10 protein-coding genes are annotated in these 14853 nt (G+C 59.5%); all 10 read left to right on the top strand.

All coding sequences use genetic code 11. The features are described from left to right. Positions 1–343 precede the first annotated feature (343 nt). Complete coding sequence (locus ACHZCX_RS11685) at positions 344–1036, top strand: redox-sensing transcriptional repressor Rex (protein ID WP_319587407.1); 693 nt, start codon at positions 344–346, stop codon at positions 1034–1036. Further along, on the top strand, positions 1033–1557 hold the full coding sequence (locus ACHZCX_RS11680) for an NAD(P)H-dependent oxidoreductase subunit E (RefSeq protein WP_319587406.1): 525 nt from the start codon (positions 1033–1035) through the stop codon (positions 1555–1557). The genes ACHZCX_RS11685 and ACHZCX_RS11680 overlap by 4 nt, the downstream gene beginning before the upstream one ends. Continuing rightward, positions 1548–3449, top strand: a complete 1902-nt coding sequence (locus ACHZCX_RS11675) for an NADH-ubiquinone oxidoreductase-F iron-sulfur binding region domain-containing protein (RefSeq protein ID WP_319587405.1) — start codon at positions 1548–1550, stop codon at positions 3447–3449. Before ACHZCX_RS11680 ends, ACHZCX_RS11675 begins: the two co-directional genes overlap by 10 nt. Then, on the top strand, positions 3446–5497 hold the full coding sequence (locus ACHZCX_RS11670; RefSeq protein ID WP_319587404.1) for a [FeFe] hydrogenase, group A: 2052 nt from the start codon (positions 3446–3448) through the stop codon (positions 5495–5497). The genes ACHZCX_RS11675 and ACHZCX_RS11670 overlap by 4 nt, the downstream gene beginning before the upstream one ends. 368 nt (positions 5498–5865) lie before the next feature. Next, positions 5866–7293, top strand: a complete 1428-nt coding sequence (locus ACHZCX_RS11665) for an aspartate ammonia-lyase (RefSeq protein WP_319587403.1) — start codon at positions 5866–5868, stop codon at positions 7291–7293. Between the two features lies 1 nt (position 7294). Beyond that, entirely contained in the window at positions 7295–8545 is a 1251-nt protein-coding gene (gene hydF / locus ACHZCX_RS11660; protein WP_319587402.1) for a [FeFe] hydrogenase H-cluster maturation GTPase HydF, read from the top strand. A gap of 2 nt (positions 8546–8547) precedes the next feature. Next, positions 8548–9864 (top strand): [FeFe] hydrogenase H-cluster radical SAM maturase HydE, encoded by a 1317-nt coding sequence (hydE, locus tag ACHZCX_RS11655; protein WP_319587401.1) that lies wholly within the window; start codon positions 8548–8550, stop codon positions 9862–9864. Further along, positions 9857–11599, top strand: a complete 1743-nt coding sequence (locus ACHZCX_RS11650) for a [Fe-Fe] hydrogenase large subunit C-terminal domain-containing protein (RefSeq protein WP_319587400.1) — start codon at positions 9857–9859, stop codon at positions 11597–11599. Before hydE ends, ACHZCX_RS11650 begins: the two co-directional genes overlap by 8 nt. Beyond that, entirely contained in the window at positions 11592–12770 is a 1179-nt protein-coding gene (locus ACHZCX_RS11645; protein ID WP_319587399.1) for a SpoIIE family protein phosphatase, read from the top strand. Before ACHZCX_RS11650 ends, ACHZCX_RS11645 begins: the two co-directional genes overlap by 8 nt. A 464-nt stretch (positions 12771–13234) precedes the next feature. Beyond that, positions 13235–14839 (top strand): [FeFe] hydrogenase, group A, encoded by a 1605-nt coding sequence (locus ACHZCX_RS11640; RefSeq protein ID WP_319587398.1) that lies wholly within the window; start codon positions 13235–13237, stop codon positions 14837–14839. Positions 14840–14853: the final 14 nt, after the last annotated feature.

The raw sequence follows: 14853 nt of genomic DNA, 5'->3' as shown, positions 1-14853 counted from the left end.
GTTTCTTTTTTACGGTCCTCCGTAAATCCCGCAACGTAAAAGCCAGGAAGCGCCTCAATCATAACCTGTTTGATTGGTTGATGGCACCGGCCTCTCCTTTCGACCCAATCTTTCTGCGCTCAATTATAACGCTTTTTTTATTAAAAAAACGAGCCACTTTTCATTCATCTTGTTGTTTTTTCAAGAATATAAAAAAATTATTCATTTTTTATGATTGACAAATAAAAATTATTTTGTCAATATTTATATAGAGAATTTATTCTCGATATAACATGCCAAGATAACGCAAGAGTGGCGGATAATCAGTATCTCTTTCTCTAAAAGAGGTTCCGAGGGAATGGTCATGGATGAATCGATCGTGAAGAAGGCCCGGAATAGTGCAATGAGCGTTCCTGAGCCGACACTGCGCCGCCTCCCGCTTTATTACCGCCTCTTGAAACAGCTGCGCGACGGTGGACGCGCCGGGGTTTCGTGCACCATGATCGGGACGGAATTGAAGCTCGATCCCACGCAAATCCGGAAAGACATTGAAATGACCGGAACCGTGGGAAGACCAAAGGTCGGTTACGATCTGAACGAGTTGCTTTGCGCCATCGAAAGATTTCTCGGCTGGGACACAAATACCGAGGCTTTTCTTGTGGGCGCGGGCAGTTTGGGCGAGGCATTGATGGGGTATCCGGGCTTTGCCGAATGCGGCCTCAATATCGTAGCCGCTTTTGACGTGGACCCGAATAAATGCCATCGGGTCATTCATGGCAAACATGTCCGCCACATCAGCAAACTGCCCAACCTGATGCGCAGAATGCGGGTTCGTTTCGGCATCATCACGGTTCCCGCCTCGGAAGCGCAGCATGCAGCCGACCTGCTCGTTGAAGGCGGAGTCCTGGCAATCTGGAATTTCGCCCCGACCAAGATACAGGTCCCGGAACGAATTATTGTCACCAATGAGGATCTTTACTGCTCGCTGGCAGTCCTGTCACAAAAAATGACAAGAAAGCTGGCCGAGTCCCGTTCAAAAGGAGCGTCCAAAACATGAATGCACTTGAAATGGAAACCATACTGCAGCAGACTCCGGCGCGCCGATTCGAAAAAGTCTGCGCGATACTTGATCAGAACGACAACCAACCACAACGATTGATCCCGATTCTCCAGGCCGTCCAGGAAGAGTACCGCTATCTGCCCGAGGATGTCCTGACCTTTGTCGCCACCGGCTTGGATGTGCCACCGGCGCGAGTCTTCGGTGTTGCCACCTTCTACTCCCACTTTGCCCTCAAACCCAAGGGCAAATACTGTATCCGGTTGTGTGACGGGACCGCCTGTCACGTCAAGCGCTCCATTCCTATCCTGGAGGCCATTTACAAGCGGCTGGGGTTATCGAGCAAATGCAATACCACCGAAGACATGCTCTTCACCGTGGAGACCGTCGCCTGCCTTGGCGCCTGCGGGTTGGCCCCGGTGGTTGTCATTAATGAGGAAATCCATGGCCAGGTCACTCCTGAGGCTGCGGTAAAAATGATCGACGAAATCGAGGAACGGGAGAAAGTATCATGCACATGATGGAGCAGACAACAAACCATCCGGATCCTCTGATGGGCGCACAGCGCCGGGTCATTCTTTGCGCCGGGACCGGCTGTGTCGCCAATGGCGCCATGAAGGTTTATGCTGCCTTTCAGGAGCGGATGCAGGCATATAATCTGCCCTTTACCCTGGAGCTTCGCGAGGAAAACGACAACAGCGGCAAAACCGCTGTAACCCGCAGCGGTTGCCAGGGTTTCTGTCAAATGGGCCCCCTGGTGACGATCCTGCCTGAGAACATCCTCTACAACCAGGTCAAACCAGCTGATGTCGAGGAAATCATTGCAGTCAGCCTGCTCGGCAACGGTGTGGTCGAACGGCTGCTGTATATCGAACCCGGGACAGAGCATACCTGTAAAGGGACTGACGACATTCCCTTTTACACCCGGCAGCAGCGTTTTGTCCTTGGTGATTGCGGCATTATCGACCCGGATAATCTCGATGAATATCTGCGTAACGGCGGCTATCGAGCGGCAAAAAAGGCCTTTGTGCAGATGAGCCAGGAAGAGATCTGCACGGAAATCTCCGAATCCGGCCTCCGGGGCCGGGGCGGTGGTGGTTTTCCCACCGGCCGGAAATGGGAAGCGGCCCGCCGGCAGGTTGATGACAAAAAATATGTAATCTGCAACGCCGATGAAGGCGACCCAGGTGCCTTCATGAACCGCAGCGTGATGGAGGGCAATCCCCACAGTGTCATTGAGGGGTTGATGATCGCGGCCCGCGCCATTGGCGCCGACGAAACCCTGGTTTATGTGCGCGCCGAGTACCCTTTGGCGGTCCAGCGGATGCGCCGGGCTGTCAAGGATGCGGGTGAGCGCGGCATCCTGGGCAAGAATGTCTTTGGCTCCGGATTCAATATTAGCTGCGAGATCATGGAAGGTGCGGGTGCCTTTGTCTGTGGCGAGGAAACCGCGATGATCGCCTCCATCGAGGGCCAGCGCGGCATGCCCCGGCCCAAGCCGCCGTTTCCGGCCGAGAGCGGCCTGTGGGGCAAACCGACCATTATCAACAATGTCGAGACGCTGGCCCATGCCGTCCGCATCATTCGGGAAGGTGCGGTTCGTTTCCGCGAACTGGGCACCCCCGCTTCTCCGGGCACCAAAACCTTTGCCCTCACCGGTCACGTGGCCAACACCGGCTTGATCGAAGTCCCCTTTGGCACCACCTTACGGGAGATCGTCTACAATATCGGCGGCGGCATCACTGCCGATGACGGCAGCATTGATCCGGCAGGGTTCAAGGCGGTGCAAATCGGTGGTCCCTCCGGCGGCTGCCTGACCAAAGATCATCTCGACCTGCCTATGGACTTCGATTCGTTGCGCACTGTTGGCGCCATGGTAGGCAGCGGCGGCTTGGTTGCCATGAATCAAGGCACCTGTATGGTGGCTGTAGCCAGGTTTTTCATGGAATTCACCCAGCGCGAAAGCTGCGGTAAATGCGTGCTCTGCCGTGAGGGAACCCGCCAGATGCTCGCCATGATGGACGACATCATCGAAGGCAAGGCGGATGAGACAACCCTGCCGCTGTTGAGGGAATTGGCGCTGGCGGTACAGAAAGGCTCGCTCTGTGGCCTGGGCAAGACCGCCCCCAACCCCGTGCTTTCAACCTTGCGCCATTTTGCCGATGAGTACGAGGCCCACGTCAAAGACAAAGTGTGTCCCGCCGGCCAGTGCAAGGCCCTACTCAAGCCCTGGATCAATGCGGAGAAATGCAAGGGGTGCGGCAAGTGTGTAAAAAAATGTCCGGTCGAGGCGATCAGTGGCGAGTTGAAACAGCCGCATGCGATTGATCAGGAAAAATGCATCAAGTGCGGGGCCTGCCTGCTGTCCTGCAAATTTGGAGCAGTCGAAGGATTGCAAGGAGGGCATGCATGATGAAGACACCATCCGCCACCATCACCGTTGACGGCCGCCCGGTGACCATCGAGGGCGAGAGAAATTTGTTGGAATTGGTCCGCAAGGCGGGCATCGACCTGCCCACCTTTTGCTATCACTCCGACCTGAGCGTCTACGGGGCCTGTCGTCTCTGCCTGGTTGATGTCGAGGGACGCGGCATTCTCGGCGCCTGTTCCACGCCGCCGGAACCGGGCCTGGTAGTGCGCACCAACACCCAGGAATTGCGGGAAATTCGCAAAATTTCGATTGAACTGCTTCTGGCCAACCATGACCGGGAATGCACCAGCTGCACCCGCAGCGGCTCCTGTCAGCTGCAGGATATTGCCCGCCGTCTGGGCATCACTACAATCCGCTATCGTTCCATCCACCAGCCCAAGCCAGTGGACACCTCAAGCCCGGCCTTGACCCGCGATCCGAACAAGTGCGTGCTCTGCGGCGACTGCGTGCGCTTCTGCGATGAAATCCAGGGAATCGGCGCCATCGATTTCGCCTACCGCGGTCATGAGGCGGCTGTTCTGCCCGCCTTTGGCCGGGATCTGGGTGCGGGGGAATGCATCAATTGCGGCCAGTGCGCAACGGTCTGCCCCACCGGCGCCCTCGCCCCTGCTTCGGAGATCGATGCGGTCTGGAAGGCAATCCACGACCCCAACACCGTAGTGGTCGCTCAAATCGCCCCGGCGGTTCGCGTGGCCATCGGCGAGCAGTTCGGCAGCGACTACGGCCTCAACACCACCGGACAGGTGGTGGCGGCCATGAAACGGATGGGCTTTAACATCGTCTACGACACCAGCTTCACCGCTGACCTCACCGTGATCGAGGAGGCCAACGAGTTCATCGCCCGCAAGACCAAGGGCGAACGCCTGCCCCTGTTCACCAGCTGCTGCCCTGGTTGGGTCAAGTTTGCCGAACAGTCTTTTCCGCAACTGCTGGGCAACCTCAGTTCCTGCCGCTCGCCGCAGCAGATGATGGGCTCCATGGTCAAGCACACTTTGCCGGCGCAACTCGGCCGGGAACGCAAGGATATTGTCATGGTGTCGATCATGCCCTGCACGGCCAAGAAGTTCGAGGCCCGGCGGCCCGAGTTTCGCACCGCGGGTTCTCCGGATGTCGACTTTGTCCTGACCACCCAGGAATTAGCGAGGATGATTGAGGAATCGGGCCTGGCGCTGAACAAACTCCATCCGGCCAGCTTCGATATGCCCATGGGATTCAAAACCGGCGCCGGCGTCATCTTTGGCAACAGCGGCGGCGTCACCGAGGCGGTGCTCCGCTACGCGGTCGGCAAGATCACCGGTCAGAACCCGGTCGACCCGGAATTCGAGGAGATCCGCGGTGAGCAGGCTCTGCGCATCATCCGCACCGAGGTCGGGGGCCTGGAGCTGAAGCTGGCTATTGTCCATGGCCTGGCCAAGGCCCGCGAGGTGATGAACCAGATTCTCGATGGCTCCCTCACTGTTGATCTGGTTGAGGTTATGGCCTGTCCCGGCGGTTGCATCGGTGGCGCCGGTCAGCCGGTTGGCCGCGATATCGCCGAGCGGCGGCGGGCACGCACCGAGTCACTGTACAATGCTGACCGGCTGCTCGACCTGCACTGCTCCCAGGAAAACCATTTCGTCAACGAATGCTACCAGAAATACCTGGACGAACCGGGCAGCCGCGAGTCGCATCGCCTGCTCCACACCCACTATCACCACCGCCGCCGCGCCGGGGCCGAGGATATTGCCCTGGCCAAGGCCAAAGAATTGGGCGATGGAGTGTTGACCGTTAAGGTCTGCGCCGGAACCGGTTGTTTTCTGCGCAATTCGCAGGCCATCATCCAGGGACTGATGAAGTATGTCGAGGCCAATGATCTCGACGACAAAGTCCAGGTGCAGGCCTCCTTCTGTTTCGAGATGTGTGGCGAAGGACCGAATGTGGCTGTCGGCGAGTCGATCATCTCCCATGCGACCCTGGACACGGTCATTACGGCCATCCATACCGAATTAGCCCAGATGTCGACGGGTTCGGTCCAGGCGGACGCCTGCTGAGAGGGGTGAACCCGCTGCTCCTGTCGTGGTGGGGCAATCGTTGGCGGCTCTCGCGACAGGCCGTCGTGCCGCGGAAGAACTTTTAACCATCAGAGGCGCAGGGCGTTTCTTGTTCCGTGCAGTAAATATTCGACAACGCTTCTCTACTCCTAAATGCGTGGGCGTGGACTCCGGTATTGGGCTGATACCGGAGTCCTGTCGAGTATCGTGAGGGTGCAGACCGTCTTTTTGCTGGTGGCCATCAGCCTCTCTGGCGCCTGTATTCGCCTTTTTTGCTTGGCCGCTTCCTTGGTCCCGCTTACAGTGTCTGCCATGAACCGGACAATCGCAACTGATAGATTCCTTTCCCCCCTCTTTCCGTGAGCGGCATGGCCCCGACCCGAACAGAAACGGATGCGCTCGGCGCGCGCGAGGTTCCCAGCGAAGCCCTCTGGGGCATCCACACCCTGCGCGCGCTGGACAATTTTCCCCTCTCCGGCCGGCCGCTGCATCCCATGCTCGTTCGCGCCCTGGGTTGGGTGAAACTGGCTGCCGCCCAAACCAACCGCCGCTTAGGGGCCTGGAGCGATGACGCCGCCAAGGCCGAGGCCATTGTTGCCGCTTGCCGGGAAATGGCCGAGGGTGGACTTGTCGAGGCGGTGGTCGTTGACGGGCTGCAAGGCGGGGCCGGCACCAGCGCCAATATGAACGTCAACGAGGTTCTGGCCAACCGGGCGCTTGAACTCCTGGACAGCACCAAGGGGGCCTATGACCGCGTCAGCCCGCTCGACGATCTCAATCTCCACCAATCGACCAACGATGTCTTCCCCACGGCGCTCAGGGTGGCCGCTTTGTTCCTGCTTGATCGGTTGGAACAGAACGTGGTCGCTTTGCAGGAGGCCTTTCAGCAGCAGGAGCAGCGCTGGGCCCATGTGGTCAAGGTGGCTCGGACCGAGCTGCAAGACGCGGTCCTGATCACCGCCGGCCGGGCCTTTGGCGCCTATGCCGAGGCGATCAACCGGGATCGCTGGCGGATCTCGAAATGCCATGAACGGTTGCGGGTGGTCAATCTCGGCGGCACCGCCGTTGGCACCGGTCTGGCGGCCCCACGGCGCTACATCTTTGAGGTCACTGAGACCCTGCGCGAGTTAACCGGGCTCAGCCTGGCCCGCGCGGAAAATCTGGTCGACGCCACCCAGAACGCCGATACCTTTGTCGAGGTTTCGGGTATTCTTAAAGCGCACGCGACCAATCTGCTCAAGATCTGCTCCGATCTCCGCCTGCTCAGCTCCGGCCCGGATGCCGGTTTTGCGGAAATCCAACTGCCCCAACGGCAGGCCGGTTCTTCCATCATGCCGGGCAAGATCAATCCGGTCATCCCCGAAGCGGTCAGCCAGGCGGCCATGCTGGTGATCGGCAACGATAGCGCCCTGACTCTCGCCTGCGCCTCGGGCAATCTGGAACTCAATCCCTTCCTTCCCCTGGTGGCCATGACCCTGATGGACAACCTTGAGCTCCTGGCCCAGGCTGATGATATCCTCTACCGCCACTGCGTGAGCGGTATCGAGGTGGACGAAACCCGCTGTGCCCGCCAGGTGGAAAATTCCACCGCGGCCGCCACGGCTCTGTTGCCGACCATCGGCCATGAACGCGCCTCGGCAATAGCCGTGCTGGCCGCGCAAACCGGTGCGACCGTCCGCGATCTCGCCCAATCCGAGGCCGGGATCACGGGCGAACAATTCGATCAGCTGACCAGTGCAACCGCTGTCTGCCGCCTCGGCTTTGTGCCTTCACCCAACGAAAAAATACATAAATAAAATGTCCCAAACCGCACCCAAAGGCCTGCGCCTCCATATCGGTCTTTTCGGCCGCCGCAATGTCGGTAAATCGAGCCTGCTCAACGCCATCACCCGCCAGCAGGTGGCTATTGTCTCCCATGTGGCCGGCACTACCACCGATCCGGTGGAGAAACCGATGGAACTCCTGCCGCTCGGACCGGTGCTGTTCATCGATACCGCCGGCGTCGATGACGTCGGCGCCCTGGGTGAGCTGCGCATCGCCCGCACCCGCGCGGTCTTCGACCGCACCGATCTGGGCATTCTTGTCGCCGCTGCCGGCGAATGGGGTGGATTCGAGGCCGAACTCTTAGCAGCATTGACCGCGCGTGAAATCCCGGTGCTGGTGGTGATGAACAAAGCCGATCAGGCCAGCGCCCCGGAGGCCCTGGTCGCAGAGCTGACCGTCAAAAAAATCCCCTTGGTGCACACCGCCGCCATCAACGGAGAGGGGATTGGTGCGCTCAAGCAACGAATCATCGAACAGACCCCCGCCGATTTTCTTAGCAGCTCGGCCATTGTCTCCGATCTGGTCGGTCCGGGCGAAACGGCGGTCTTGGTGGTGCCCATCGACAAGGAGGCGCCCAAGGGGCGGCTGATCCTGCCCCAGGTGCAGACCATCCGCGACCTGCTGGATGGAGACGCCCTGTGTATGGTCGTCAAGGAACGCGAACTGCGCCATGCCCTCTCCCTGCTCAAATCACCGCCCAAGCTGGTGGTTACCGATTCGCAGGCCTTTCTCAAAGTCGCCGCCGATGTGCCGCCCGAGGTGGCCTTGACCAGTTTTTCCATCCTCTTTTCCCGCAACAAGGGCGATCTGCTCACCCAGGTGGAAGGGGCACTGGCCATTGACCGCCTCCAACCGGGCGACCGGGTGCTGATGGCCGAGGCCTGCGCCCATCATCCCATTGGCGAGGATATCGGCCGGGTTAAAATTCCCCGCTGGCTGACCCAGTATGTCGGCGGACCGCTTGATTTTACCCACGTCCAGGGACACGATTTTCCACCCGACCTGCACGAGTACCAACTGGTGATCCAGTGCGGTTCCTGCATGCTCAACCGCCGCGAGGTGCTCAGCCGCATCATCCACTGCCGCGAGGCCGGGGTTCCTATTACCAACTACGGCCTGGCGATTTCGTTCAGCCTGGGCATCTTCGAGCGGGCCTTGAGTCCCTTTCCCGCTGCCCTGGAACTGGTGCGCTCAATGGCGCAGGGCTTGCCCGGAGGCAGATAATCGTGGATCGCAAGGAAATCCTCCACTGGCTCCGCTGCAACGACCCGCAGGAATTGCAGCTCCTTTGGGACTGGGCTGACCGGACCCGCCGGGAACACGTCGGCGAGGCCGTGCATCTGCGTGGCTTGGTGGAGATCTCCAACTTTTGCGCCCGCAGTTGCCACTACTGCGGTCTGCGGGCTGCCAACCATCAGGTCAGCCGCTACCGGATGGAAGCCGAAGAGATCCTCCAGTGCGCTGCGCAGGCGATGCAACTTGGCTACGGCACTCTGGTGCTCCAGTCCGGTGAGGACGAGGGGATTGAGGCTGAATGGCTGGCCGGTCTCATCCGTCAGATCAAGGCCACCACCTCGCTGGCCCTGACCCTGAGCCTGGGGGAACGCAGTGAATCCGATCTGCAGCTTTGGCATGAGGCCGGGGCAGACCGTTACCTCCTGCGTTTTGAAACTTCTGACACGGCCCTCTACCGAGCCATTCACCCCGACCGCGGCACCAAGGTGTCCGACCGGCTGGCCATCCTCCGCCGGTTACGGCAGCTCGGCTATGAAACCGGCAGCGGGGTCATGGTCGGCATCCCCGGTCAGGGTTATGAAACTCTGGCCGACGATATTCTTCTTTTCCGTGAGCTTGATCTCGACATGATCGGCATCGGCCCCTTTATTGTTCATCCGGAGACACCACTCGGCCAGATGCCTCCCCCCTTGCCTTCCTCTGCTCAGGTGGAGCCCTCCATCGAGATGACTTGCAAAACTCTGGCTCTAGCCCGCATCATTCGCCCGGATGCCAATATTCCGGCGACCACGGCAGTGGCGGTGATGGATGCCGGGCAGGGACGGGAAAGGGCGCTCACACGCGGGGCGAATGTCATCATGCCCAATCTGACCCCGCCCCGTTTTCGCGAACTCTACACCATTTATCCCGGCAAGGCCGACCGGGTGGAGGCCGCCGACCAGAGCGATCGCCAGATCCGTGACCAGATTGCCGCTCTCGGCCGCCATGTCGGGACCGGCCAGGGCGGACGGCGAGGCCGAGCGCAAAAAAAGCCGACGAAAACGCCCACCACACTGCGGATCGCCGTGTGCATGGGCAGTTCCTGCTATTCCCGGGGAAACAACGGGAAAGCGATTGAGAACCTTCGTCACTGTGCCGAGTCGGCCGGATTTGCGCCGGAAATCTCCGGCCATCTCTGCGAGGATCAATGCACCCAGGGGCCGCACATCACCATTGAAGACACCCTGTACTCCAATGTGCAGCCGTCCTGTTTTCCCGAGCTGCTCAAACACCACCTCGCCACGGCCAAGGAGGCGCACGATGGATAACCGCTCGCCCATCTACACCGAAAAGCACGAGTGCCAGGACTGCTACAAATGCGTCCGCCAGTGCCCGGTCAAGGCAATCCGGGTGCAGGACGCCTACGCCACCATTGTGGCGGAGATGTGCATCTACTGCGGCGCCTGTGTTTCCATTTGCCCCAATACCGCCAAGCATGTGCGCAACGACCTGCCCCGGGCCCGGCAACTGGTCAAATTGCCGCCGCGGGTCTTTGTTTCTCTCGCCCCCTCCTGGATCACTGAGTTTCCCGACATCACTGCTGATCAGATGATCGCCGCGCTCAAGCGGCTCGGCTTCACCGGCGTCTCGGAAACCGCTCTTGGCGCCCAGCAGGTGAGCGCCCATGTGGCCCAATCCCTTCGGGAACAACCGGGCCAGATCCTGCTCAGTTCGGCCTGCCCGACCGTGGTGGCCTATGTCCAAAAGCACCGGCCGCACCTGACAGCGGCGGTCACCGGCCTCTTTTCCCCTCTCCTGGCCCATTGCCGGATGCTGCGCCGCCACTTTGGCGAGACCATCGCCATCGTCTTTATCGGCCCCTGCATTGCCAAGAAACTCGAGGCTGACGACAACCCCGATCTGCTCGATATTGCCCTGACCTTTGAGGACCTCCGTCTCTGGCTGGCGGCGGAACGGGTCGATCCACGCTCGCTGACACCCGGAGCAGAAGACCTGTTTGTTCCCCAGGCGGCCGAGGAAGGAGTCTTGTACCCGGTGGATGGCGGCATGATTGCCGGTATTCGGGCCCATTGCCGCGTGGACGATGCCTCGTTCATGAGCTTTTCCGGCTTGCCGGCCGTGGAAAATGCCCTGGACGGGCTCGAGGATCTCGGTCCTCTTGAGCAGGGCCTGTTTCTCGAGCTGCTCGCCTGCGAGGGAGGCTGTATCAATGGTCCCAAGGTCACGCGTCCGGGCAACACGGTGGCCAAACGGCACCGGGTTTTGGTCAACGCCCATTTGCCAGACGCGCACGCTGTTCCGCGCCTGCCTGAGATCGAGATCCAGCGGCCCATCAAAGCGCTGCCGCTCAGTCAGCCGCCTCCCACGGAAGCCCGCATCAGCGAGGTGCTGCGCTCCATCGGCAAACGATCGATTGAGGATGAACTCAACTGCGGCGGCTGCGGCTACGACTCCTGCCGGGAATTCGGCAAGGCGCTGATCGCCCAGCGGGCCGAGCGGGCCATGTGCGTCTCCTGGATGCGCCAGTTGGCCTTCAAGAAGGCCAATGTTCTTATCCATAAGATGCCGTCGGCCGTGGTCATTGTGGACAGCGATTTGCGGGTTCTTGAATGCAATGCTGCCTTTGTCGCCATCATCAATGACCACTATCCAGCGGCGGCACCGGTGGAACTCGAAGGTCTCTGCCTGACCGGTCTCCTGCCCTTTCACAATCTGTTCGCAAGCGTCTTGAAAAACGACATGGATATCCTCGACCGGGATGTTCGTTTCGTCGACACCATTCTCCACCTGTCCATCTTCACCATTGATCCGCATGCCGTGGTCGGTGCCATTCTCCAGGATATCACCCGGCCGGCCGTGCAGAAGGAGCAGGTGATCCGGCGAGCCCGCGAGGTCATCCAGAAAAATTTGGCGACCGTGCAGAAAATTGCCTACCTGCTCGGAGAAAATGCCGCTGAATCCGAGGTCACCCTCAACAGCATCATTGAATCGTTCTCACCGGCCAAGATCGAGGGGGACGACGGTGGAGACAACCGTGACTGAAACCGCGTTCATCGATGTCGACCACGCCCAGCGCTGCAAAAATCGGCAGTCCATCTGCGGCGATGTCTTTCTGTCCCACCGGATCAAGGAGGAAGGACGGATCCTGGCCGTGCTCTCCGACGGACTGGGCTCCGGGGTCAAGGCCTCGGTCCTGGCCAACCTCACCGCCGCCATGGCCCTCAAGTTCGCCTCCACCTGCACCGACACCCGCATTTGGGCCCGCTCGATCATGGACACCCTGCCGATCTGCGAGGTGCGCAAGATCAGTTACTCGACCTTCACCCTGATCGATCTGGACGAAAGCGGGTCGCTGCGCTTTATCGAGCACGGCAACCCGCCACTGGTGCTCTTGCGCGGCGCGGAGGAGGTCGAACTGGAACGGTCGGTGATTACGTTGGAGCGGTGGAAGGAGCGGCTGATCTATCACGGCCGGCTCACGCTGGAAATCGGCGACAGGCTGCTCTGTTTTTCCGACGGCGTAACCCAGTCGGGCATGGGGCAAAAAAGCATGCCCCTGGGCTGGACCCAGGAGAAAGCGGTTGAATATGCCAGGGAACTCATCCGCGCCACGCCCGACATCTCCTCCAGGCGACTGACGGCGGCGCTGATGGATCAGGCGCTGGCCAACGACAGCGGCTGCGCCCGGGACGACATCAGCTGCGCGGTCATCCATTTCCGGGTGCCAAGGCAGTTGTTGATCATGACCGGACCACCCTTTGCCCCCCAGCGTGATTTTGAACTGGCCCAGGCCGCCATGACGTTCTCCGGTAAAAAAATCATCTGCGGCGGCACCACCGCCACTATTGTCGGCCGCATCCTACAGCGGCCGATCACGGTTGACCTCACCCAAGCCGATACCGGCATGCCGCCGCCGGCCCGGATGGAAGGTATCGATCTGATTACCGAGGGAGCCCTGACCTTGGCCCATGTGGCCCAATTTCTGGCCACGGACATCAGGGTCGAGCGGTTACCGGCCAATCCGGCCGGGGATATCGTTCGCCTCATGCTGGGCAGCGATATTATCCACTTTATCGTCGGCACCCGGATCAACGAGGCCCATCAGGACCCCAACACACCACAGGAATTGGACCTGCGCCGCAACATCGTCCGCCGCATCGTCTCCCTGCTGGAAAAAAAATACCTCAATGCCACTTCGGTCAGATTTATCTGACCTGTCACCTGCCACCCCTCACCTCCTTCCCCTGTTGTTTACACCCCGCCCTCGGCTCTCTTTCCAGATCCTATCATCACCCCGCTCTTGCTGTTTTTCCCATTCGTCGTCATCGATATCCGCTGCTTGTTTTCACGGTTGCGCCTTTCAAAAATTTGCAAAAAAATTCCTTTTGATCCGGCATCTCTACATTTAAATATAATTGACAAATCAGCCATTTTTATCTAAAATATATATAGAGAATTAATTCTCTATATAGGCGTTATGTGGTACCGGTTGACGCGTTTTTATCAGTATTAAGTTCCTTAAAAAGGAATCGTTGCAGTGAAGCGGTAAGGCTTGTGGCCAAGTGACGAGGATGAATCTTCACTTGGGCCTCAAGGCAACGAACGGCAAAATGGGCGGCGGAACTGTCAGCAGAGGCAGAAGAGGCTGTGGCAAAACTCCAGCGAAGGACGTGGTATATGAAGACTAAGAGTACAATCGACCCACAGTGCTCCCGACGGTTTTTCCTGAAAGGATTGGGAACCGCCGGCATGGCAGGCGCCCTTGCGACTCTATCAGGGTGCAAGGATGCCGGAAAACCTATCGGTGGCGAGGGCTGGACCCCGCAGCAGTATAATGCCCCCGGTTCCTGGCCGGTTCAGGTGCGTGGGCGTGTACCCATCGATCCTAACAATCCCTCCATTGTCCGCGATGACCGCAAATGTATCCTCTGTGGCCAGTGTGCCGAGGCCTGCGAGCGCGTCCAGAGCGTCGAGGGGTTTTACGAACTGCCGATCAAGGACGACATCACCTGCGTCAACTGCGGCCAGTGCGCCCTGTGGTGCCCCACCGGCGCCATCAGTGAGCGCGATGACATCGAAAAGGTCCTCAAGGTGATCAGCGACACCAAACTCCATGTGATTGTCCAGACTGCGCCGGCCACCCGCATCGCCATCGGTGAGGAATTCGGCATGCCGGCCGGTTCGATTGTCGAAGGCAAGATGGTTGCGGCCCTGAAACAGCTTGGGTTTGACCGAGTGTTTGACACCAACTTCAGTGCCGACCTCACCATCATGGAAGAAGGCACCGAGCTGGTCAGCCGGATCAAGGCCGCCGGTGGAGGGCAGGCTCAGGGCGATCATGGCCACATCCCGACCGCTCTGCCCCAGTTCACCTCCTGTTCGCCGGGCTGGGTTAAGTTCTGTGAATACTTCTATCCCGATCTGCTCGAAAACATGTCCACCTGTAAATCGCCGCAACAAATGCTGGGGTCAGTGGCCAAATCATACTACGCCAAGAAAAAAAGCATCGACCCCAAGCAGATTGTTTCCGTGGCAATCATGCCCTGCACCGCAAAAAAATACGAAGCCGCCCGGGGCGAGATGAACAGCGCCGGGGCCGCTGTTGGCAATCCTGAGTTGCGCGATGTCGATTTTGTCCTCACCACCCGCGAACTGGCCCGGATGATCAAAGGAAAAGGCATCGACCTGGCCAAACTTGAGCCTCAACCCTATGATTCGCTGATGGGCGAAGGCACCGGCGCGGCGGTCATTTTTGCCGCCACCGGCGGCGTGATGGAGGCGGCCATCCGTTCCGGATACTTTCTGCTGACCGGTCAAAATCCGCCGGACGCGCTCTTGAATCTCACCGCTGTCCGCGGTTTGCAGGGCGTGAAAGAGGCGAGCCTCAACGTGCCGGGCGTGGGTGAACTGCGAGTCGCGGTGGCCAGCGGACTGGGCAACGCGCGGCAACTGCTCGATCAGATTCGGGCCGACAAGCAGGCCGGACGTCCGCCTCGCTATCATTTCATCGAGTTCATGGCTTGTCCCGGTGGCTGTATCAGCGGCGGCGGGCAACCCAAAACCTCAGTCCCTCCCAGTGACTGGGTCCGGCAGGAACGAATGAAATCGATCTACACCATTGATGCCAAGCTCTACAAAAAACGGCTGAGCCACGAAAACAAGGAAGTGATGGATTTGTACGCCGATTACCTGGGTAAGCCCAATGGGGAAATGGCGCACAAACTGCTGCACACTACCTACACCGACCGCAGCGCGCACCTGACCGCTAAGACCAAGGCGTAAGCCGGAACCAAGAG

Origin of the sequence: uncultured Desulfobulbus sp., from assembly GCF_963662935.2 — a bacterium.
Lineage (GTDB): Bacteria > Desulfobacterota > Desulfobulbia > Desulfobulbales > Desulfobulbaceae > Desulfobulbus.
This window is presented reverse-complemented; position numbering and strand designations above follow the sequence as displayed.

What these genes read in the sequence shown, in the direction of transcription:
- ACHZCX_RS11670 (WP_319587404.1), top strand. Translation starts at nt 3,446, where the DNA reads ATGATGAAGACACCATCCGCCACCATCACCGTTGACGGCCGCCCGGTG.
- ACHZCX_RS11665 (WP_319587403.1), top strand. Translation starts at nt 5,866, where the DNA reads ATGGCCCCGACCCGAACAGAAACGGATGCGCTCGGCGCGCGCGAGGTT.
- ACHZCX_RS11650 (WP_319587400.1), top strand. Translation starts at nt 9,857, where the DNA reads ATGGATAACCGCTCGCCCATCTACACCGAAAAGCACGAGTGCCAGGAC.
- ACHZCX_RS11680 (WP_319587406.1), top strand. Translation starts at nt 1,033, where the DNA reads ATGAATGCACTTGAAATGGAAACCATACTGCAGCAGACTCCGGCGCGC.
- ACHZCX_RS11685 (WP_319587407.1), top strand. Translation starts at nt 344, where the DNA reads ATGGATGAATCGATCGTGAAGAAGGCCCGGAATAGTGCAATGAGCGTT.
- ACHZCX_RS11675 (WP_319587405.1), top strand. Translation starts at nt 1,548, where the DNA reads ATGCACATGATGGAGCAGACAACAAACCATCCGGATCCTCTGATGGGC.
- ACHZCX_RS11640 (WP_319587398.1), top strand. Translation starts at nt 13,235, where the DNA reads ATGAAGACTAAGAGTACAATCGACCCACAGTGCTCCCGACGGTTTTTC.
- hydF (WP_319587402.1), top strand. Translation starts at nt 7,295, where the DNA reads ATGTCCCAAACCGCACCCAAAGGCCTGCGCCTCCATATCGGTCTTTTC.